The sequence below is a fragment of the Stutzerimonas stutzeri genome (assembly GCF_019090095.1).
GTDB classification, from domain to species: Bacteria; Pseudomonadota; Gammaproteobacteria; order Pseudomonadales; family Pseudomonadaceae; genus Stutzerimonas; species Stutzerimonas stutzeri_AN.
On record NZ_JAGQFP010000002.1, the window covers coordinates 1,547,550 to 1,567,954 of the forward strand.

The 20,405-nt window shown below is 64.5% G+C and carries 22 protein-coding genes; 8 read left to right on the forward strand and 14 right to left on the reverse strand.

Annotation, left to right across the window (positions count from 1 at the left end; all coding sequences use genetic code 11):
- Positions 1 to 78: 78 nt before the first annotated feature.
- The gene (locus KVO92_RS16810; protein ID WP_217476681.1) at positions 79 to 2,028 is read left to right on the forward strand and encodes a DNA topoisomerase III; all 1,950 of its coding nucleotides are present in this window, start codon (positions 79 to 81) and stop codon (positions 2,026 to 2,028) included.
- A gap of 7 nt (positions 2,029 to 2,035) precedes the next feature.
- Here KVO92_RS16810 and KVO92_RS16815 read toward each other — a convergent pair whose 3' ends face one another.
- Both KVO92_RS16815 and KVO92_RS16820 read right to left on the reverse strand, forming a co-directional pair.
- Positions 2,036 to 2,350 carry a hypothetical protein gene (locus KVO92_RS16815; RefSeq protein WP_217476682.1) on the reverse strand — a complete coding sequence of 105 codons (315 nt, stop codon included), beginning with the start codon at positions 2,348 to 2,350 and terminating at the stop codon, positions 2,036 to 2,038.
- Positions 2,347 to 3,042, reverse strand: a complete 696-nt coding sequence (locus tag KVO92_RS16820; protein WP_217476683.1) for an AzlC family ABC transporter permease — start codon at positions 3,040 to 3,042, stop codon at positions 2,347 to 2,349. Before KVO92_RS16820 ends, KVO92_RS16815 begins: the two co-directional genes overlap by 4 nt.
- Positions 3,043 to 3,222: 180 nt before the next feature.
- Here KVO92_RS16820 and KVO92_RS16825 point away from each other — a divergent pair, with 180 nt between their 5' ends.
- Positions 3,223 to 4,170, forward strand: coding sequence for a class I SAM-dependent methyltransferase (locus KVO92_RS16825; RefSeq protein ID WP_217476684.1), 948 nt, complete (start codon positions 3,223 to 3,225; stop codon positions 4,168 to 4,170).
- A gap of 16 nt (positions 4,171 to 4,186) precedes the next feature.
- Here KVO92_RS16825 and KVO92_RS16830 read toward each other — a convergent pair whose 3' ends face one another.
- The 7 genes from KVO92_RS16830 to KVO92_RS16860 all read right to left on the reverse strand — a co-directional run bounded on the left by KVO92_RS16830 (position 4,187) and on the right by KVO92_RS16860 (position 9,560).
- Positions 4,187 to 4,993 (reverse strand): outer membrane protein OmpK, encoded by an 807-nt coding sequence (locus KVO92_RS16830; RefSeq protein ID WP_217476685.1) that lies wholly within the window; start codon positions 4,991 to 4,993, stop codon positions 4,187 to 4,189.
- 333 nt (positions 4,994 to 5,326) lie between these two features.
- Positions 5,327 to 6,601 (reverse strand): hypothetical protein, encoded by a 1,275-nt coding sequence (locus KVO92_RS16835; protein WP_217476686.1) that lies wholly within the window; start codon positions 6,599 to 6,601, stop codon positions 5,327 to 5,329.
- Between the two features lie 53 nt (positions 6,602 to 6,654).
- A complete protein-coding gene (locus KVO92_RS16840) occupies positions 6,655 to 7,128 on the reverse strand; it encodes a curli production assembly protein CsgB (protein WP_217476687.1) in 474 nt (157 codons plus the stop codon).
- A 122-nt stretch (positions 7,129 to 7,250) separates the two neighbouring features.
- Positions 7,251 to 8,087, reverse strand: a complete 837-nt coding sequence (locus KVO92_RS16845) for a CsgG/HfaB family protein (RefSeq protein ID WP_217476688.1) — start codon at positions 8,085 to 8,087, stop codon at positions 7,251 to 7,253.
- A 20-nt stretch (positions 8,088 to 8,107) separates the two neighbouring features.
- On the reverse strand, positions 8,108 to 8,530 hold the full coding sequence (locus tag KVO92_RS16850; RefSeq protein ID WP_217476689.1) for a curli assembly protein CsgF: 423 nt from the start codon (positions 8,528 to 8,530) through the stop codon (positions 8,108 to 8,110).
- The gene (gene csgE, locus KVO92_RS16855) at positions 8,527 to 8,913 is read right to left on the reverse strand and encodes a curli production assembly/transport protein CsgE (protein WP_217476690.1); all 387 of its coding nucleotides are present in this window, start codon (positions 8,911 to 8,913) and stop codon (positions 8,527 to 8,529) included. Before csgE ends, KVO92_RS16850 begins: the two co-directional genes overlap by 4 nt.
- The gene (locus KVO92_RS16860) at positions 8,910 to 9,560 is read right to left on the reverse strand and encodes a helix-turn-helix transcriptional regulator (protein ID WP_217476691.1); all 651 of its coding nucleotides are present in this window, start codon (positions 9,558 to 9,560) and stop codon (positions 8,910 to 8,912) included. The genes csgE and KVO92_RS16860 overlap by 4 nt, the downstream gene beginning before the upstream one ends.
- Positions 9,561 to 9,797: 237 nt before the next feature.
- Here KVO92_RS16860 and KVO92_RS16865 point away from each other — a divergent pair, with 237 nt between their 5' ends.
- The 4 genes from KVO92_RS16865 (at position 9,798) to KVO92_RS16880 (ending at position 12,881) form a co-directional block, all read left to right on the forward strand.
- A complete protein-coding gene (locus KVO92_RS16865) occupies positions 9,798 to 10,430 on the forward strand; it encodes a LysE family translocator (RefSeq protein ID WP_217476692.1) in 633 nt (210 codons plus the stop codon).
- Positions 10,431 to 10,511: 81 nt separating this feature from the next.
- Complete coding sequence (locus KVO92_RS16870; protein ID WP_217476693.1) at positions 10,512 to 10,976, forward strand: VOC family protein; 465 nt, start codon at positions 10,512 to 10,514, stop codon at positions 10,974 to 10,976.
- Positions 10,976 to 11,800 (forward strand): aldo/keto reductase, encoded by an 825-nt coding sequence (locus KVO92_RS16875; protein WP_217476694.1) that lies wholly within the window; start codon positions 10,976 to 10,978, stop codon positions 11,798 to 11,800. Before KVO92_RS16870 ends, KVO92_RS16875 begins: the two co-directional genes overlap by 1 nt.
- A gap of 97 nt (positions 11,801 to 11,897) precedes the next feature.
- Complete coding sequence (locus tag KVO92_RS16880) at positions 11,898 to 12,881, forward strand: SDR family oxidoreductase (RefSeq protein WP_254621462.1); 984 nt, start codon at positions 11,898 to 11,900, stop codon at positions 12,879 to 12,881.
- A gap of 35 nt (positions 12,882 to 12,916) precedes the next feature.
- Here KVO92_RS16880 and KVO92_RS16885 read toward each other — a convergent pair whose 3' ends face one another.
- The 5 genes from KVO92_RS16885 to KVO92_RS16905 all read right to left on the reverse strand — a co-directional run bounded on the left by KVO92_RS16885 (position 12,917) and on the right by KVO92_RS16905 (position 16,609).
- Complete coding sequence (locus KVO92_RS16885; protein ID WP_217476695.1) at positions 12,917 to 13,792, reverse strand: DUF6279 family lipoprotein; 876 nt, start codon at positions 13,790 to 13,792, stop codon at positions 12,917 to 12,919.
- Between the two features lie 289 nt (positions 13,793 to 14,081).
- Positions 14,082 to 14,621, reverse strand: a complete 540-nt coding sequence (locus tag KVO92_RS16890; RefSeq protein WP_217476696.1) for a hypothetical protein — start codon at positions 14,619 to 14,621, stop codon at positions 14,082 to 14,084.
- Positions 14,622 to 14,699: 78 nt separating this feature from the next.
- Positions 14,700 to 15,458, reverse strand: coding sequence for a substrate-binding periplasmic protein (locus KVO92_RS16895; protein WP_217476697.1), 759 nt, complete (start codon positions 15,456 to 15,458; stop codon positions 14,700 to 14,702).
- A gap of 151 nt (positions 15,459 to 15,609) precedes the next feature.
- On the reverse strand, positions 15,610 to 16,332 hold the full coding sequence (locus KVO92_RS16900) for an RNA pseudouridine synthase (RefSeq protein WP_217476698.1): 723 nt from the start codon (positions 16,330 to 16,332) through the stop codon (positions 15,610 to 15,612).
- A 97-nt stretch (positions 16,333 to 16,429) separates the two neighbouring features.
- Entirely contained in the window at positions 16,430 to 16,609 is a 180-nt protein-coding gene (locus KVO92_RS16905) for a hypothetical protein (RefSeq protein ID WP_217477284.1), read from the reverse strand.
- Positions 16,610 to 16,761: 152 nt separating this feature from the next.
- Between KVO92_RS16905 and KVO92_RS16910 the strand changes: the two genes are divergently transcribed.
- Both KVO92_RS16910 and KVO92_RS16915 read left to right on the forward strand, forming a co-directional pair.
- A complete protein-coding gene (locus KVO92_RS16910) occupies positions 16,762 to 17,910 on the forward strand; it encodes a PQQ-dependent sugar dehydrogenase (RefSeq protein ID WP_217476699.1) in 1,149 nt (382 codons plus the stop codon).
- A 157-nt stretch (positions 17,911 to 18,067) separates the two neighbouring features.
- Positions 18,068 to 20,404: a membrane-bound PQQ-dependent dehydrogenase, glucose/quinate/shikimate family gene (locus tag KVO92_RS16915; protein WP_217476700.1), complete on the forward strand. Its 2,337-nt coding sequence runs from the start codon at positions 18,068 to 18,070 to the stop codon at positions 20,402 to 20,404.
- Position 20,405 lies beyond the last annotated feature (1 nt).

Below are 20,405 nucleotides of genomic sequence, written 5' to 3' on the forward strand. Positions count from 1 at the left end.
CCATACAGATAAATCTTGCCTGCCGCCTCGCCGCTGCGCATGCTATCGCCCCTTGCAAAGCGAACGGGTGACGACCTGATGCGGCTGTTTCTCTGCGAAAAACCTTCCCAGGCGAAAGATATCGCCCAGGTGCTCGGCGCCACGCGGCGGGGCGAGGGCTGCTGGATGGGTGCGGGTGTCACCGTGACCTGGTGCATCGGCCATCTGCTGGAAACCGCGCCGCCGGACAGTTACGACGCGCGTTACAAGCGCTGGGTGCTGGCTGACCTGCCCATCGTTCCAGAGCGCTGGAAGATGCTGGTCAAGCCCAAGACCGCGAGCCAGTACAAGGCGGTCAAGCGACTACTGGGCGAGGCGCAGGAGCTGGTGATCGCCACCGACGCTGACCGGGAGGGCGAGATGATTGCCCGCGAGTTGGTCGATCATTGCCGCTATCGGGGCCCGATCCAGCGGCTGTGGCTGTCGGCGCTGGACGATGCTTCCATTCGCAAGGCGCTCGGTGCGCTGCGCGCCGGCGCCGATACCTTCAACCTCTATCAGTCGGCGCTGGGACGTTCGCGCGCCGACTGGCTGATCGGCATGAATATGAGCCGACTGTTCACTCTGCTCGGACGGCAGTCCGGTTATCAGGGTGTGCTGCCGGTGGGCCGGGTGCAGACGCCGACGCTGCGCCTGGTGGTCGATCGTGATCGCAGCATTGCCGATTTCGTGCCGCAGCCGTTCTGGGCCATCGAGGTGCAGCTGTTGGGCGACGACGCCATGCCGTTCACGGCGCAGTGGCGCGCGCCGGATGAACACTGCGACGACCAGGGGCGCTGTCTCGATCAGGCGCTGGCGCAGCGCGCCGCCGAGGCCATGCGGGCCGCCGGCCAGGCACAGGTGCAACGGCTCAAGACCGAGCGTGTGCGTGAAGCCGCGCCGCTGCCGTTCGACCTCGGCACCCTGCAGGAAATCTGTTCGAAGAAGCTCGGCCTCGGTGCGCAGGAGACCCTGGACATTGCCCAGTCACTCTACGAAACCCACAAGCTCATCACCTATCCGCGCAGCGATTGCGGCTACCTGCCGCTGAGCCAGCACAGCGAGGCGCCGGATATTCTGGCCGCGCTGGCACAGGCCGATCCGTCGCTGCGTGAGCTCCAGCCGCACCTCGATCCCCGACGCAAGTCGCGCGCCTGGAACGACGCCAAGGTCGGCGCGCACCACGGCATAATCCCGACGGCGGCGGCTCGCGCCTTCGAGCGGCTGAGCGGCAAGCCGCGCGCGGTCTATGCGCTGATCCGTGCGCGCTACCTGGCGCAGTTCCTGCCGGCGCACGAATACGACCGCACCCAGGCCGATCTCGACTGCGCCAGCCAGGCGTTGCGCGCCGTTGGCAAGCAGATCATCGAGCCGGGCTGGAAGCGCGCCTTGCCCGAGGCGCTGGCGGCCAGCCGCGGCCGCGAAGCGCCGGCGCCGCAGACGTTGCCGGTGCCGGTGCTGCGCGAGGGGCAGACATGCCCGGTCCACGACCTGACCTTCAAGGATCTCTGGACGCAGCCACCCAAGCCGTTCACCGAAGGCGACCTGATCAAGGCGATGAAGAACGTGGCCAAGCTGGTGGACGATCCCACGCTGAAACAGAAGCTCAAGGACACCACCGGCATCGGCACCGAGGCGACGCGCGCAGGGATCATCCAGGGCCTGCTCGATCGCGGTTACCTGACCAAGCAGGGCAAGGCGTTGGCGGCCACGCCGGCAGCCTTCAGCCTGATCGATGCGGTGCCGCGTGCCATCGCCGACCCCGGCACCACCGCGATCTGGGAGCAGGCGCTGGACATGGTGCAGAGCGGTGAGATGAGCCTGGAAGAATTCGTCAGCAAACAATCGGCGTGGATGAGCAAACAGGTCGAGCGTTGCAAGGGCGTGCGTTTGACCATCACGGGGCCGGCGGTGCCCGCCGGTCGGGCGCCCTGGAAAAAGCGCAAGGGCGCGGGCCGCAAATCGGCGCCCAGGGCGCGCCGTGCGGCCAAGTCATCCAGCCCGGCGTGATGGCCGGCTAGCCGGCGAGCCCGACCTGCATCAGGTAATAACTCGCGCTACCCAACAGCGCCGTGGCAATCAGCCCCAGCCGGGTCGCAATGGCGATGCCTGCCACCAGCGCCAATGCCAGGGTCGCCGCGAGCGGTGCTTTCGTGGCTTCGCTGTAGAGGATGTACACCGCGAAATTGATGAACACCGCTGTCGGCAGCACCCGCTCCAGCAACCGACGACTGGCGTCCGTCAGATTCAGCGTGACGAACACGGGCAGGATGCGCACCAGGCAGCTGGTGGCAAGCAGCGCGGCGATGGCCAGCAGTACGGGTGTATTCATGAGCGCACCCGCGCGAGGACGAAGGTGGCGAGCAGGACGCTGGGAATCCAGAAGTACAGCGGGCCGAGCAGCAGGATCAGCGCCACGGCAATCAGTGCGCACAGCACGACGGCCAGCAGCAAACGAACCTTGCGGTGGCTCAGCTGCGGCAGGCGCAAGCGCAGTTGACTGGCGGACAGGAACATCAGTACGACGCTCGCCGGGAAGCCCAGGTTCAGGTCCGCTGCGAGCCAGGCCGTCGGGATCAGGGTGCCGATGACGGCGCCGGCCACCCCGGCCACCACCCAGGTCAGAAACAGCGTGGCGCGGATGACCGCCAGCGAGACCCAGGTGTCCTGCTCACGCTCGGTGGCGTAGGCCTCGTCGCCCAGCATATGGGCAAGCAGGGCACGCAGGCCCCACGGCTGCGGCAGCCGCGGGGCCGACACGTAGGCAATCGGTAGATAGCGGCTGTTGATCGAGGCGGTGAGCAGCAGCATGGTGACGAAACCGGCCCCCGAATCGGCCAGCGGCAGCACCGCGAACTGACCGCTGCCGGTGAACCCCAGCAGACCGATCAGCGCGACCTCCAGCGGGCTCCAGTCCGAGCGGCCGGCCAATACGCCGAACAGCAGGCTCACCGGAATGATCGCCAACGCAGCGGGGGCTGCCCGCAGCAAGGCATCGAAGGGGCGGGGTGCGGCGGCTTCCATCGGCGGCGGTCCTCCAGGATTCTGCGAGGGCGCTGTTCGTGCCCGGCCGGGCAGTCTAAACCGAGCGTCTCGTTGCCGTCTGCGGAATCGCGCGGCCTGCCAGCCAAGCGTTGATTGTCTGCCCTGCAGGCGGGCCGGTTCGCGTTTAGAATACGCGCGCCCTTTTCGAGACGATTGAACATGCAGCCTGATGCCCTCGCGACATTGCAACAGCACCTCAGCCAAGCCCTGACGCAACTACCGGACGAGACCCGCCGGCTGTTCCATGGGCGTGGGCGCTGCTGGGCCGGGCTCGAGCACGTTACGGTGGATTGGTTGCAAGGCGTGGTGCTGGTTTCGCTGTTCCGTGAACCGGCGGCCGCCGAGCTCGACGCGCTGATCGGCATGCTCTCGGCACTGACCGACGCGCAAGCCTGGCAATCCAGTGGTGCGCATACCTTGTTGCTGCAGCACCGCTACCTGCCCGACAGCCATATGCAGCAGCTGTTGGGCGAGCCGATCGAGGAGTGGCTGATCAGCGAGAACGGCCTGCGCTACAAGCTCGACCTGGGCATCAAGCAGAACAACGGGCTGTTTCTCGACATGCGCTACGGCCGGCGCTGGGTTCAGCAACACGCGTGCGGCAAGCGGGTGCTCAACCTGTTCGCCTATACCTGCGGGTTCTCGGTGGCCGCCATCGCCGGGGGCGCCGAGCACGTGGTCAATCTGGACATGGCCCGCGCGGCGCTGAGCCGGGGGCGGGACAACCACAGGCTCAACGACCATGATCTGAGCCGGGTCAGCTTCCTGGGCCACGAGCTGTTCAAGTCCTGGGGCAAGGTGAAAAAGGCCGGCCCCTATGATCTGGTGATCATCGACCCGCCGTCGTTCCAGAAGGGCAGCTTTGCGCTCGGTCGTGACTACCAGAAGATTCTGCGGCGCCTGCCTGAGCTACTCACCGAGAGCGGGACGGTACTGGCCTGCATCAATGATCCGGATACCGGCCCGGACTTCCTCATCCAGGGCATGACGGCCGAAGCGCCTGCCCTGGAGTTTCAGGAACGGCTGGAAAACCCGCCGGAGTTTCCGGACATCAGCCCGGACAGCGGACTCAAGGCACTGGTGTTCAGGCGCTTGAATCCGCGGTAGCCGCGGCGGCGAGCGGTCAGTAGTGCGCCTTGACGATGAAGTTGGTCACGTTGTTGTCGGTGTTGAAGGCGTGGCTGTCCTCGATCCCGTACTTGTCCGACCAATAGTCATACTCGATACCGACGTAAAGCTTGCCGGGCGTGCGCGCCAGCGCCTTGCCCAGGTCGTACTTGACCTGTGGGTTGATGTGCAGGTTCTTCGCAACGAAATCGCCTTTCGAGCGCGAGCCGGCATCGTTGACGACCCAGTCGATGAAGCCATCGAAAAGGATGTCGGATTTGCCCACCGGAACGGTCATGGCCCAGGTCGGCGTGATCTGCCACTGCCCACTGGCCTGGCCAGTGATGCCGTCGGGTTTGCGGTAATAGGTGTTGACCGACAGGCGATCGAAGCCCGGCACGGCGAGGTCGACGGCGGGACCGAGCAGGTAGTTGCGGTTGCGACCTTCGCCGCGCTCGTAGGTCGCCGAGAGCAGGACATCGGTGACCGGACCGAAGCTGAAGTCCCGGCCAGTGGTCTTGCTCAGTGACAGGCGCGGGCTGAACTCGCCGTAGTAGGTGCGTCCATCGTTACCGGAATGACCGTTGAACCACTTGTGGTCGACGAACAGGAACATGTCGCCCCAGGCCCAGCCGCTGGCATGTTCGAAGGTGATGGTTTGCTGAATGGAAGCCTCGCGCCCGTCCTCGCCGGAATCGACGGCGAAGTTCTTCCCGTATAGATAGGTCAGGCTGTTGTCCTGCCAAAGCATGGGGTCGGCCATGACCTGGCCGGCAGAAGCCAATCCCGCCGCAAGAACGGCGGTGCTGAGGCTGCGTTTCATGGGTGTACTCCTTGGGTGCAGTTGGCACTGCGGCTATGAATGGCCGAGCGGGCGTCATGCGCCGCGACAGCGCCGTGCGCTGGCGCTCAGGCGCAGCGGAAATACCACAAAACGCATTGATTTACATCGTTTTATCGACGTGATGGCGTACGAGGAGGAGCTTGTAGCGCGTGCCGGCTCGCCTCGTCCGGGGCTGGCCGCCGTTGTCGGTAGCGGCATCTGCCGTGGGATCGCTCACTGCGTCAGGAGCCAGTGTCGCGTTGGCAGCGGCGCAAATGGCGTGGCGGAACAGGAAACGGCCGGCACGGGGCCGGCCGCTCGGGTGGGCGGATGTCAGTGTTGGTTGATCACCGCCATGTTGTTGAAACCTGCCTGGCTGATCAGTGCGTTGTTGCCCATGCCGCTCTGAGCCACCAGCGCCTCGTTGCCACTGCCGTTCTGCATCACCGTGGCCAGCTGGCTTTCCCCGTACTGGGATAGGGTTGCGGCGTTGCTGGCGCCGAACTGATTGACGTTGGCCAGGTTGAAATCCCCGTCCTGGGCAATGTCGACATCATTGCCGGCGACGTTGCTCGAGCCGGTGATCCGGTTGCCTTCACCTTCTTGAACAGCGGTGAGGCGGTTAAGAATGCCCGACTGGTTGAAGTTCAGCTCGTTGCCTTTGCCCTGCTGATCGACCATGGCGTTGTTGTAGTTGCCGGCCTGGCCAACGGTGGCCAGCTGGTTGCGGCCGTCCTGATCGATTGCCACTGCGTTGCCGAAACCGTTCTGATCGGTATTGGCAGTGTTGCCGCGGCCCCGCTGGGCAACGTCGGCATCGTTCTCGTTGCCGGCTTGGTAGACGAAGGCGTTCTGGTTGCTGCCGCGCTGGTCGACGTTGAGGTTGTTGTCATCACCGCCGGAATAGGTATAGGCCTCGTGGTGCGTGCCGGTCTGGTGCACAGCCGCATCATTGCGATTACCGACCTGCTCGACTTCGGCGACCGAGCCCAGGCTCCAACTCTGCTCGACGCTGGCTGTGTTGTCGTTGCCTTGCTGATCGATCAAGGCACGGTCGTTGACGCTCGCCGTTTGATCGACATTGGCATCGTTGAAGTTGCCGGCCTGGTACAGCGCCGCTTGGCTGCCGTGGGTGGCGGCCTGGTAGCTGGAGGCAACGTTCTGAGCGCCTAGTTGCCGGGTCACGGCGGTCGTGTCATGGGTGCCGGTCTGAACGGTATCCGCCGCGTTGGCGTAGCCATGCTGGCGCTGCTCGATGCGGCTGCCCCAGGTGGCGGTCTGATTGGCGTCGGCGTTGTTGCTCTGGCCGTTCTGCCATTGCTCGACACTGCTGTGTACGGCCAGTGTCTGGTTGATGTTCGCCTGGTGGAAATTGGCGATCTGGGTCTGCAGGGTGGACGCTGCGTGCGAGCCGTTCTGCTCGACCATGGCGTCGTTGCCCCAGCCACTCTGAAGCTGGGTGGCCATGTTGGAGCTGCCGCCGTTCTGTTCTACCTGGGCCAGGTTGTCGATGCCGTTCTGGCGTTGCTCGGCGCTGTTGTCGACGGCGAATGCCTGGGTGGCAGCGATGGTCAGCAGGGCAGCTACAAGGGGTTTGATCTTGAACATTATTGTCTCTCCATGGAATGTTTTCAGCGGTACTTCCCGGTGGTGCTTTTGCGTTAGCGGTACTGACGTACCGCTAGATCCAGACCCTGGCCATGCTGCGTGACGCGACTACGATGTCCGGTGCCGGTCTGTTCGATCAGCGCGTTGTTGTACGCGCCGAACTGTTCGATACGGGCCTGGTTGGCGGCACCGCTTTGAACGATTGATCCCTGGTTGTAATGGCCGTACTGCTCGATGGCCGCTTCGTTTGCATGGCCGGTTTGGAGGATGTAGGCCTCCTGCGCCTGGCCGTCCTGAGTGACGGTTGCGATCGAGTGGCTGCCGACCTGTGCGGCGAGCGCGCGGTTCTCAGCCCTGAGGGTGGCTGCTGGTTGGGGCAGGGAGCCCGCGCGAAGCGGGGCGACGGCGAGCTCGCTGGGTGCGAGGTCCAGCGAGGTCTGAAGGCCGGCGGCGTGGAGAAGGGGGGAGGTCAGCGCGGCGAACAACGGCAACAGCGCGCTGCGGGCAATCCATTGCACCTGGCTCATCGGTCATCCCTGATTAATTCGCGGTAAGTCATCCTGGCCCAAACCGCGACCGGGCAAATCCATCGAACGACTGAAATCGTTGCGCTTGTTTTCGCGGCTGGCGGGTGCCGGCCGCGAACCCGTTACAGCCTGTTCGGTGTCGAGAGGTATTTCGCCAGTTCCTGTTGCACCGCCGGCGTGTTGTCTGCGGTTTGCCACAGACGTCGGTCGACTCCCTGTGCGATCAAGTGGGCGACCGCTGCCTCGATCGCCGAGAGCACGCAGAGCTGGGCCGGCTCATTGGTGGTGTAACCCGCTTCGGCCTCGAGCAATTCCTTGAACTCGATGAATTTGTAGACGTTGGCGCTACGTCCGATGGAGTAGATGGTCTTGGTGGTCATCACGTTGGACAGCACCTGGCCGCTGCGCACATCGATGGCGCGCAGGTTGACCGTGACCTGATCGACCCGATACTCCTGCGACACCCCGATACCCAGATAGCGCGCACCCTGCCCACCGCTGCGCACGTTGGTCTCGTAGGCGACGATGGCACCCTCCATGAGGATGTTGGCCGCCAGTAACGAAGGCAGCTCCGACTGGATGTTCGGTGCGACGTCCGGCTTGGCTTGCGAGGCGCGGATGATCTTGCGTTCGGTCAGGACGTTCTGCAGGCCTTCGCGCTCCAGGACGATGAACCAGCCACTGGCCTGCATGGCATCGACCAGCATGCTCGCCGCGCCCTGGGTCACCGCGGTGGAAAAGGAACTGGCCGGGCTTGGCTTGTACTGTCCGGTCTGATCGCGAAAGCCATAGACGGCCGCGACCAGCGGGCCGCGGGGACGAGGCAGGTTGAGCAGGTCCTGATAGGTCGAGGCGCGGGGGGTAAGGGTTGGGGTTTGCTGGTCCGCCGACATGGGCTCGCGAACGGCACAGCCCTGCAGAACGGCCATCATCCCGATGGCGACGAATAGGCTTCTCATGGCCTTTGCACTCCTTGCAGTCAGTTGATGGCGCCGTAGCCGTTGACGATGATTTCCGAAACCTCGCCGGTCAGCCGGTCGGTGATTTCCACCGTCAGGTTGCCGTCGAGGTTGACGACGTTGACGATGAAATCATCGGTAATCAGCGACCCCCCATTGGGATCGTCCATCTTGTTCAGCAAGTCGGCGAGCAGGCGTGATTCGAGCTGGCTGGTGAAGCGGTCGAGCGCCGAGGTGCCGGCCAGCTTGGAGCGATCGATCGCATCCGGATCCTTCTTGCTGTTCTGCGCCTGGGCGTTGCCCAGCAGCCAGGCACCGTTCAGCGGGCTGCCACCGAACGATGGGTTGACTGGGGTGTAGACCAGTTCGGTGGCGCTGGCGCCTGCACTGAGCAGTAAACCGGCCAGGAGCATGCCGGTGGATTTTTGTTGTGGCCGGTTCATAACTCATCCTTTGCAAGGTCAATGGTGTCTTCGAACAAGGCTTCGATTTTCCTGCGATTCAGTTCTTCCACCACGAAGTCGGCGGCGTCATAGGCGGTCTGCTCCATGTCGCTGACGTTCGGTTGGAGAAAGCGGCGATACAGCGGCTGGTCGTTGTGTTCGACCCAGACCAGAATGCCCCAGCGTGCCGAGGGCCGTTCCTTGACGGCCAGGTTGAAGTCCAGCTTGCTGGTGTCGTTCAGGCGCTCGCAGAACTTGCGATAGAACTCCTGGCCGGATCGCGAAATGGTGTTGTTGGTGATGAACCCCTTGAGTTCGGCCTCGTCGGCCCATGCCTGCGGAATGCCGACCAGCAGCATCAGGGCCAGGCAGGCGGCCTTCATATCCCGGCCTCGCTCACATGCCCCATCACCAGCGAGGCCCCTTGAGCCCGGTTGGATGCGCCCAGTTTGCTCAGGGCATTGTGGATATGACTCTTGATCGTGTGAGTGCTCAGGTGCAGGCGCTCGGCAATTTCCGAGTTCGACAGCCCTTTGCCGGCAAGTGCGAGGATTTGCTTTTCGCGAACCGACAGGTCATCGATCACGCGCGAGGCCTGGGTCAGCTGGCGATAGCGGCCCAGCAGTTTTTCCATCAGGGCGCGGGGCAGCCAGTCGCCGCCGTCGAGGATCACATTGATACCGCGGCTGAAGTTGATGCGACTGGTGCCCGGGTAGAACACCCCCTTGAGCCACGGGTGCCGCTCCAGCAACCGCGGCGCCTGTTCGGCATGAACATTGATGAGGGCGGTCGGGGTATCACTCAACTGCCTGAGCAGGCGCAGGCAATCGGCCTCGCTGAAGCTGCCGACGTCGACCAGGATCAGGTCCGCGTCGCTCAGCCCTGGGCGAAGCGTGGCGCTACGGATCAGGCGAAACGCTGCGCAGCCCATGAGCAGCGGTTGTAACGCGCCGTCCAGCGATTCGCTGTTGGACAACAGGACGAGACGAGTAGAGGAGGCGACGAGCGCCACGGAGGCTTCATCGTTCATGTGCATTTCCTTTGCGAGGTGACGATAGGGTTGCGCCTGAGTTCCTGGTCGGCACTGGCGCTTTGACACTGCCGAACAAAAGGTAGTTCAGTGTAGTGACAATAAAAAGTCGATCTTGTGAGTGGTGCCAATTATCCGACGAAGTGCATCGTCAACGCGATTGAGCGGAGCTGGCAGCGGTTGTCTGGCTGGACTAGAGTCATTGTCTTTTTTTCGTTTTGGCGAGTGAGGGGCGAGATGTCTGATCCGGCGTTCTGGTTGGTTTTCTTCCTGGCTGCGCTGGCGCTGAACCTCTCGCCAGGGCCGGATCTGCTGTTCGTCCTGTCACGCACCCTGAGCGGCGGACGGCGTGTCGGCGTGGCTTCGGCGTGCGGTGTATGCAGCGGCGCCCTGGTGCATGTCGCGGCGGCTGCGCTGGGGCTTTCGGCGATCCTGGCGACCTCGGCGCTGGCCTTCGCCGTGGTCAAGTATGTCGGCGCAGCGTATCTGCTGTACCTGGGCATCCAGGCGTTGCGCTCGGCTGGCGGTACGCCACTGCCGATGAAGGCCCTCCCCCGGACCAACGCCTGGCAGGCGTACCGCCAAGGCATCCTGGTAGACCTGCTCAACCCGAAGGCCGCGATCTTCTTCATGGCATTTCTGCCGCAGTTCGTACGCCCCGATCAGGGCCCGGTAGCGCTGCAGTTACTAGGGCTCGGGGTGTTGGTGGTGCTGGTGGCGATCGTCGTGGAGTGCAGCCTGGTACTGCTGGCGGCCCGAGCGACCTCGGCGTTGCGTGGCAACCAGCGCCTCAGTCAATGGCTGGATCGGGTGCTCGGCTCGATGCTGATCGCCCTGGGTATTCGCCTCGGATTGGCCGAACGCTTATAGCTGTGGGAACGTCGCGCGCGGTATCGGTCCACATGCTAGGTGGGCGTTACTGGCGACGCCGCGGCAATCGGAGGAGTTTCTATGTCCCTGTACAGCAAGAACACCACGTCGAACCTGATCCCCTGTCTTCGTTATCGCGATGTGCCCGCGGCATTGGACTGGCTGTGTCGAGTGTTCGACTTCGAACGGCAGAGCGTGGTCGAGGATCCACAGGCGGGCATCATTCACGCCCAGCTACGCTTCGGCAGCGGCATGCTGATGCTGGGCCCGGTGAGTGACTCGCCCTATGGCCGCCAGGTCCGGCAGCCGGATGAGGTGGGTGGCTTCGCCACCCAGAGCATCTACGTCATCGTCAACAGTGCTGATGCGCTGTACACCAAGGCCAAGGCCGCCGGCGCCGAAATCGTCATCGAATTGAAGGATGAAGACTACGGTGGCCGCGGCTTCAGTTGTCGCGACCTCGAAGGGCATCTGTGGAATTTCGGCACCTACGACCCTTGGGCCGAGCCGGTTGCAGAACAGAACGCACCACGAGGAGAGGCTTGATGCGCACCTTGACGTTGGCCGACGGTACGGCCGTGCCCGTGATCGGCCAGGGCACCTGGCACATGGGTGAGAATCCCGCCGAGCGCAGCAATGAGGTGGCCGCGCTCAGGCAGGGTATCGAGCTGGGCATGACCCTGATCGATACCGCGGAGATGTACGCCGAGGGCGGCGCCGAAGAAGTGGTCGGCGAGGCCATTGGCAACCGACGTGATCGGGTCTTTCTGGTCAGCAAGGTCTATCCGCACAATGCCAGCCGGCAGGGCGTACCGCAGGCCTGCGAGCGCAGCCTGCGGCGCTTGGGTGTCGACTACCTCGACCTGTATCTGCTGCACTGGCGCGGCCAGTACCCGCTGGCGGAAACGGTCGAGGCCTTCGAGCGACTCAAGGATCAAGGCAAGATCCGCCGCTGGGGCGTATCGAACTTCGATCTGGACGATATGCACGAGTTGGGCTCGCCGGCCTGCGCGACCAACCAGGTGCTCTACAACCCGGCCGAACGGGGCATCGAGTTCGACCTCCTGCCCTGGTGCCAGGCGCAGGACATGCCAATCATGGCCTACTGTCCTTTGGGGCAGGGCGGTGATCTGTTGCGCCACCCGGTACTGGTCGAGGTCGCGCGGCGGCACGGCGCCCAGCCCGCTCAGGTTGCGCTGGCCTGGGCCCTGCGTCAGCCCGGGGTGCTGGTGATCCCCAAGTCGGCCAGCCCGGCGCATCTGCGCGCCAATGCCTCGGCGGCCGAGTTGAAGCTGTCAGCCGAGGACCTGAGTGCGCTCGACGCGGCCTTCCCACCGCCCGCCCGTCGACAACCGCTGCAGATGGTCTGAGCCGTACGGCTGCCGGCACGCGTTAATCCACACGGCGGGGAATGTTTGCCTCGCCCTGGCTGTCAGCTGTGGAGACGCGAAGCAGGAGGGTATGAGCATGTCTATTTCTGGAACCACGCTCGACGGCGCCGTGGTGGTGATCACCGGCGCCTCCAGCGGCATCGGCCGAGCAGCGGCGCAGGCTTTTGCGCGTCAGCGGGCCCGTGTGGTGCTGGCGGCACGCGACGACGAGGCGCTGCAGGAGGTTGCCGCGCAATGCCGGGCCTGCGGCGGCGAGGCACTGGTGGTTGTCACCGACATGACCCTCAGCGACTCGGTGGAGCGGCTGGCCAGCGCCGCTGCCGACTTCGGGCGGGGGCGTATCGATGTCTGGGTCAACAATGCCGGCGTCGGTGCGGTCGGGGCGTTCGACGAAACGCCGCTCGATGCTCACGAGCAGGTGGTGCAGACCGATCTGATCGGCTATCTGCGCGGGGCGCATGTGGTGCTGCCCTATTTCAAGCAGCAGGATGGCGGGGTGCTGATCAATACCTTGTCGGTCGGCAGCTGGGTACCGCAGCCTTACGCCGTCGCCTATTCGGCCAGCAAGTTCGGCCTGCGCGGGTTCTCCCATGCGCTGCGTGGGGAGCTGGTGCAATGGCCAGGCATCCATGTGTGCGATGTGTACCCGTCGGTCGTCGACACCCCCGGTTTTCGCGACGGCGGCAACTATGCAGGCCGCTCCTTGCAACCGCCGCCACCGCTCTGCGACCCGCGCCAGGTAGCCGAGGCGATGGTCAGCCTGGCACTGCACCCACGCCACACCACCTCGGTGGGCATGATGGCCACCTTGCTGCGCTTCACGCATTTCATCATGCCTGGCTTCGATAAGCTGTCGGGGCTGCTCACCGGGGCTGCGCTGCGGCGCGCCGATCGCGTGGCGCCTTCGTCAGGCAATCTCTTTCATCCGGCGCTGGGCGAGCGTCGAATCGATGGCGGGTGGCGCGCCGACGAGTCGCGTCAAGACTATCTCCTGGTCGCTGGCGGCATCGCGGTGGGTTTGATCGGGGCCGGGTTGTTGCTGTTGCGTCGCCGACGCTAGCCGCGTGCGCGGCGCTGCGCGCATCGCGTCGAGGGTCAGTCGGGCTCAGGCAGGCAGTCCAGCGAGCCCAGGTCCTTGCGCAGGTCTTCCAGTTGGGCCATGAAGTGGTCGCGCTGGCCGGCATCGGACAGTTCGTAGAGATCTCGCACAAGGTCAATGGTCAGTTGCTCGGCGCGGTCGAAGGCAGCTCGGTAGTCGGCGCTCCAAAGCGTCTCCGGGGCCTGCAGCAGTTCGGTAATGCGCCGTTCGAAGCCGGCGCCTTGGCGATCGGCCAAGGCGTCACTCAGCATCTGCTGCCAGCGGGCCCGGTTGTCCAGCCAGCGCTGGTTTTGCGCGCCCAGTGCAAAGGACCAGGTCAGGATGCGCTGCCGCTGCGCCGGGCTGACGCGGCCAAGCCAGTGCTCGACCCGCTCGCCCATGCGTTCCTCTCGCTCGCGGATCTGCTGGTCGAGCGGCGGCTTCAGGTATTCCTCTTGCTTCTGGCGCCGATCGTCTGCCAGGGCTTCGTTGAATTCGCGGACCTGGGTCTCGTCGAGATCGGCCAGAAGCTGCGTCAGCGTTGGGGTTATCTCAACGGCTATGGCGTGAATCGCCTGCCGCGCGCGCGCGTAGCCGGTGCGCAGGGTGGTGTCGTCGACGGTTCCCTGGCGGACCTGGGTCTGGAGTTGCTCGATGTCGACGAGGTAGCTCGGCAGCTGGGTACGGCAGTGCCAGCGTAGATGCTCGCGCAACTGCGTCCGAAAACGCTGTTGCTGGTCGCGATTCAGGTTGAGGTAATCGTCTAGCGTCCAGGGGATCAGCAGGTGCAGGTTGCGATACGCCAGGTTCATCCGGCTACAAGCCGTCACCATCAGAGTGAGCGCCAGCACTACCAGCAAGGCCTTGCAGCCCAGTACCTGACGAGTCCGCATCGAAGCCCTCATGTTTCTGCCAAATCATCGGAAGGATATCGCTTGCTCAGTAGAACAGCGGGCGTGGCGACGGTTCGGCACAGACCGCAACGGTTTGTTGCAGGGCGGCCAGGAAATCCTGAGGCGAGGCTGGCGATACCGGGCGGCGCGCGTTGTGCTGCCGCCTGCAGCGGCCGAATGACCACTGCACGCCGTCATCGTGATGGGCTATTGGGCCGGGCGGTTGGCAGAGCGATCGTCTGCGCTGTGGGGGGCAAGCGCAGACGATGGGCGAGGTTGAGCGGGCGTTTCAAAGACAGCGGTTGACGCACGGATCGACCCGCTCGGGAAGCGGCGGTGGCGGCTCGACCAGCTGGGAGACCAGCTCCAGCGCCTTGTCGAACGAGGGGTAGCCGCTCTGCGCAACGTCCAGTTCGGAATAGGCCTGGCGGTACAGCTCCGCCTTGGCGGCATCGCGTTCGTCGAGCAGGTAGGGTTCCTGGTAGATCTTGTACAGCAGCGCCACGGCGTGGGGGTGTCCCTTGGCCCGGGCCTGCTCCAGCAGTTGCAGGACCTGTTCAGGTTGCGGCCCCTGGCGGATCAGTAGCAGCGCTTGATAGAACTCGATCTCACCCCGTTCATCGAGGCGAGCGCTTCGCTTGAGCAAGGCATCGGCAAGTTCATAGCCGTCCTCATCGCCGATCGCGATGAGAATCTTGGCCTGTAACAGATCGTTCTGATAGAGCAGCCGCTCCGCGCGGCACGAGCTGTCGCTACGCGATTGGTCACACGGCTGAGAGGCGCAGCCTCCCAGGACGATGAGCAATCCGATGACCCATAGGTTCTTCATTACGGCCTGGTTCTCTTGCTGTTGTTAGAGGTGTCAGCGCGTGTTCTGACCGGCATGTGGCGTTTCTGTTCAGCGCTCTTATGGCTCGTTGGCGATGGCCTTGAGCCCGTACTGGAACAGCAGAATCTGCCATTCGGGATTGTCTGGCAAGACGCGAAGGAATTCTTCCAGGTAGCTGACCACGGCCCCGTCGAGCGGTCCGTTGACCAGCACATGCCGCGCGAACTGGTACAGCGGCGCCGTCGAGACATAGAGGTCGCGCAGCTGTTGCTCCTTGCGGTAGTAGAGCAGGGTGGAGCGAGGAATCAGCAAGGTGTCGATACGACCCGACAGCAATTTCTCGATGTTCTGCAGGTCGGACTGAACGTCGCGGCGTTCTATCTCGCCGCGAGCGATGTCTTCTTCGAGGGCGCGGTATTGGTGGCCGAGTACGCCGCCGAGCACGAGCCCATGAAGCGACTCAGGCCCTTCGTATTCGAACGGCGTGTCGGGCAGCGAGACGAAAACCTGCTGGTCGATGAGCAACGGCTGCGACCATTTGCCGTTGGCGGTCTGCTTGGCGCTGAAGAAGCTCGGTGTCGCCCAGAGCAGGACGCCGGGCTTTCGTTGGGCAAGGCGCTCATCCAATCGCTTGCGCGGCAGTTCCACCAGTTCGAAGCGAAAGCGGTCGTGGTTGCCGGGGTCCTGGTTGAGCATGTCGACGAACGCATGCGACAGGCCTTGCCGGTCTTCGAGCATGAACGGCGGCGACAGATGATAGGTCCACACCTCGACTCGCTGTTGCGCGCCGCAATACAGGGGCAGCAGGGCAATCAAAAGCAGAACGAGTCTGTGCATGGCGAACCTTTGCGGTGGGTGACGAAGCAGCCGGCCGAGAGGGCATTTGATATGCAGACCGCGAATGGCTTGCGTCCGTTTCAAGCTGATCAGCGTAGCCGAGCGGCCAGACGACGCGAGTCGCCAGCGCCATGGGGTGTGATGCAGCCGTCTAGACGCGTTCGTGCTCGCCGAGAAAACGCCACTCGCCGACCGGCAGTTTGGCCATCGACAGGCGGCCAATGCGGATGCGCTTGCAGCTGAGCATCTGCAGGCCGATAGCCTCGCACAGCTGGCGCAGGTCGCCGGCGCGCGGTGCATGGACAACGATGCGCAGGCGGGTCTCGCTCTGCCAGCTGGCCTTGGCCTTGGGCAGGATGTTGCCGCGATGGCCGATGCCCTTGGCCAGCAGCGCCAGGCCGCCTTCCTCGGCTTCGCCGGCCACTTCGACGACGTATTCCTGTTCGAGCTTGCCGCGCGGATCGGCGAGGTGGCGGATCACTTCGCGCTGCTGGCTGAACAGCACCAGGCCACTGACGTCCGGCTCCAATGGCAGCAGGGCGGTCTGGCGGGCGAAATGCCGCTCGCGCGGCGCGAGGCGTGCGCCGTCACCGGTCCAGTGGCTGGCATCGGAAAGTTGTCGTTGCGCGTCGGCCGGGCTGGCGGCGGTGGGCTGGCCTGCGGCTTTATGCAGGAGCAGCGTGATGGGCGGCACTTCGGTCGCGGTGGCGCCGGGGAGCAATTCGATCTGCTGGCTGCCGACCTTGAAAAAGGGCGTTTCGACCACCTGGCCATCGACCTTGACCCAGCCGCCTTCGATGTAGAGCTCGGCCTCGCGCCGGGAACAGCCGAGTTGCTCGGCGAGGCGTTTGGACAAGCGTATCGGGTCGGTCATGGCGGGCTCGGGGGTGTTTCGGCGGGGAAACCTGGCGAGCCACTGCGCTACGGCACAGGGCAGTGGAAGCTCGCGCGTCGGTCAGGCTGTTGCGGGGTTACTTCTTGCTGATGGTGATCTGGCGAGACGGGCCCTGGGTCTGGCCACTGACACCGTTGGGGATCTTCTGGACTTCGCCGCCGGCCTTGAGGAAGGCGGCCATCTGCTCGGCCAGCGACTGGCTGGTTTCGCTGGCGGGTTCGGGTTTACGTTTGGCGGTGGTGGTCTTGGAGGCCATCGTCATCTGGTTCCTTTGGTCAGTCGAACCGGCCATTATACAGATCTGGCTAGTTTTTGTCCGATTATTCGATAGGGCGACTTTTTCCGAAGCGTTTACCGGCGGCCATGGTCTTTGCTAAAGGCTCATGCTTACGCGTTGGAGGATTTCCCATGTTGCGCTATGCCCGTCGCGCCTTTATTTGCAGTTTGCTGTTGGCCGGCGCCGTTCCGGCCGCCACCGCCGCCGAATCGTTCGACAGCGAGCAGGGACGCGTCACGGTGGAAGCCGTGGCCGAAGGGCTTGAACACCCTTGGGCCATGGCCTTTCTACCCGCGCAGGGCGGCATTCTGGTCACGGAGCGGCCCGGGCGGCTGCGCATCGTCGACAGCCAGGGGCAGTTGTCCGAGCCGCTCGATGGCGTTCCGGAGGTTTACGCGCGCGGCCAGGGCGGCTTGCTGGATGTGCGACTGTCGCCCGACTTTGCGCAGGACCGCCTGGTCTATCTCAGCTATGCCGAGGCGGGCGAGGACGGCAAGGCCGGCACCACCGTGGGGCGTGGCCGGCTGGCGGACGACAACACCCGGCTCGAGGATTTCACCGTCATCTTCCGGCAACAGCCGAAGCTGTCGACCGGCGTCCATTTCGGTTCTCGGCTGGCCTTCGACGCCGAAGGCCATTTGTTCATCGCGCTGGGGGAGAACAACCAGCGGCCCACTGCGCAGGACCTGGGCAAGTTGCAGGGGAAAGTGGTGCGTATCTACCCGGACGGTCGCATACCCGAAGACAATCCCTTCACCGGTACGGCCGGCGCTCGCCCGGAAATCTGGTCATACGGCCATCGCAATCAGCAGGGCGCGGCCTTCAACCCCTGGAGCGGTCGCCTCTGGACGCACGAGCATGGCCCGCGCGGCGGTGACGAAATCAACATCCCGCAGCCCGGGCGCAACTACGGCTGGCCGCTGGCGACCCATGGCATCGACTACAGCGGACGGCCGATACCGGAAGCCCAGGGTGAATCAGCCGAGGGTAGCGAACCGCCGCATTACGTCTGGGAGCGCTCGCCGGCCATCAGCGGAATGGCCTTCTATGACGCCGATCGTTTCCAGCCGTGGCAACACAACCTGTTCATCGGCGCGTTGGTGGACCAGTCGTTGATCCGCTTGCAGCTCGACGGCGATCGGATCGTTCATGAAGAGCGCTTGCTGAAATCGCTGGGCGAGCGCATCCGCGACGTGCGCCAGGGGCCGGACGGCTATCTCTACCTGTTGACCGACTCGCCGCGCGGCAAGCTGTTACGGGTCGGGCTGCAGGCGCGCTGAGCCCACGCACCAATTTCGCGCAGGCAGGGAGCGTTCTGGCCGACCGCCGGTCAATTGCAATGCGGGCGTTCCGGGTTGTCCTTGCGCTCGCCGATGATGATCGCCGCAACGGCCGCTTCATCATCGTCGCAATCTGAATACACGATAAGGAGGGCGTGTGGCGGTCGTCATCAGCGCAGTGTTGTGCATCATCCTGGGGCTCGCGCTCGCCTTAGGTGGCTGGAAAGTCATCATGCTCGGCGGTACCTGGTATTTCGCGCTGCTGGCGGTGGGGTTTCTGCTCACCGGTGGCTTGCTGTTGGCCCGGCGCCGCGCGGCCCTGTGGGTCTATGCCTTGGTGATGCTCGCCGCGCTGGGGTGGGCCATCTACGAGGTCGGCTTCGACTGGTGGCAGCTGGCGCCACGCGGCAGCATCATCGTGCCGCTGGGGGTGTGGTTTCTGACGCCCTGGATCGCGCAGCGGCTGGGCTGGCTGCATTTCGGTGCGCGCGCCTGGGGCGGTGGTGCCCTCGTGCTGATGCTGGCGGTCGCGCTCTGGGGCGCAACGGCGGTGCAGGCGCTTTCCACCGACAGCCATGACGTCAAAGGCATGGTGCCGCCGCCACTGGCCTCGGCAGGCTCGGGGAACTCGGCCGGGAACGTGCCGGACGGCGAGTGGCATGCCTACGGCCGTACTCAGGCCGGCACGCGTTACTCACCCCTGGCGCAGCTCACGCCCGCCAATGTCGATGGCCTGGAGCCGGTCTGGCATTTCCACACGGGCGACCAGCGCCGGCCGAGCGATCCGGATGAAACAACCTACGAAGTCACGCCACTGAAGATCGGCGACAGCCTGTACCTCTGCACGCCACATAATCTGGTCATCGCGCTGGATGCCGATACGGGCGAGGAGCGGTGGCGCTTCGACCCGAAGGTCCCAGACTCGGCCAACCGCCAGCATCTGACATGCCGAGGGCTGTCCTATCACGCCACTGAGGCGTCCTCCGATAGCCAGGCTTGTCCGCAGCGCCTGTTCATGCCGACCGCCGACGCTCGGCTGATTGCACTGAACGCGCAAACAGGTCAGGTCTGCCCTGAATTCGGTCGCAATGGCGAGGTGAATCTCTGGGCCAACATGCCGAACGTGAAAGAAGGCTTCTACTATTCCACCTCGCCACCAGTGGTCGCCGGTGGGCTGGTGATCATCGGCGGGGCGGTCAATGACAACGTGTCGACCACCGAGCCGTCGGGTGTGATCCGCGCCTACGACGCCATCAGCGGCGAGCTGCGCTGGAACTGGGATCCGGGCAATCCCGAGCAGACCGAGCCGATTGCCGAGGGCAAGACCTACAGCCAAAGCACGCCGAATAGTTGGAGCATCGCCAGCGCGGACGAAGCGCTGGGGTTGGTCTATGTGCCGCTGGGCAATCAGGTCCCGGATCAATGGGGCGGCGAGCGCGACGAGCACACCGAGCGTTTCTCGTCGTCCATCGTCGCGCTGGACCTGAACAGCGGTCAGCTGCGCTGGGTGTTCCAGACCGTGCACCATGATCTGTGGGACATGGACGTGCCGGCACAGCCGAGTCTGGTCGATATCGACACAAAGGCCGGCCCGGTGCCTGCCCTGGTGGCGCCGACCAAGCAGGGCGACATCTATGTGCTGGACCGTCGCACCGGTGAGCCGATCCTGCCGGTCCGTGAAGTGCCGGCCCCGCAGGGCGCTGCCGAGGGTGACCACACGGCGCCTACCCAGCCGGTCTCGGCGCTGAGCTACGCACCGCCGAAGTTGAGGGGCAAGGACCTGTGGGGCGCTACCTTCGTCGACCAGATGTTGTGCCACATCCAGTTCCACTCGCTGCGCTATGAAGGGCGCTATACGCCGCCCTCGACCCAGGGCACGCTGGTGCACCCGGGCAACTTCGGGGTTTTCAACTGGGGCGGCGTGGCAGTCGATCCGGTCCGGCAGATGGTCTTCAGTACACCGGCCTACCTGGCGTTCACCTCGACCCTGATCCCTCGGCAAAACGATCAGAACACCTATGTGTCGGACAAGGCGCCGCATCTCAACGAGAATTTCGGTGCGCCGTTCGCCGTCGAGCTCAAGCCCTTCGTCTCGCCGATTGGCCTGCCCTGTACCGCGCCGCCCTGGGGGTATGTGGCCGGGGCGGATCTGCGTACCGGCAAAACCCACTGGCTGCGCAAGAACGGTACCGTGCGCGACCGTGCGCCGGTCCCGTTGCCATTCAAGATGGGTGTGCCGAGCCTCGGCGGACCGATGCTCACGGCCGGCGGTGTGGCGTTTGTCAGCGGCACCCTGGACTACTACCTGCGTGCCTATGACAGCAGCACCGGCCGGGAGCTGGCCAAGTGGCGGCTGCCCGCCGGCGGCCAGGCCACGCCGATGACCTACCTGAGCCGCTCTGGTCGGCAGATGGTAGTGGTCGTCGCGGGCGGTCACGGCTCGCTCGGCACGCGCGCCGGAGACTCGGTCATCGGCTATGCCTTGCCGCAATAGG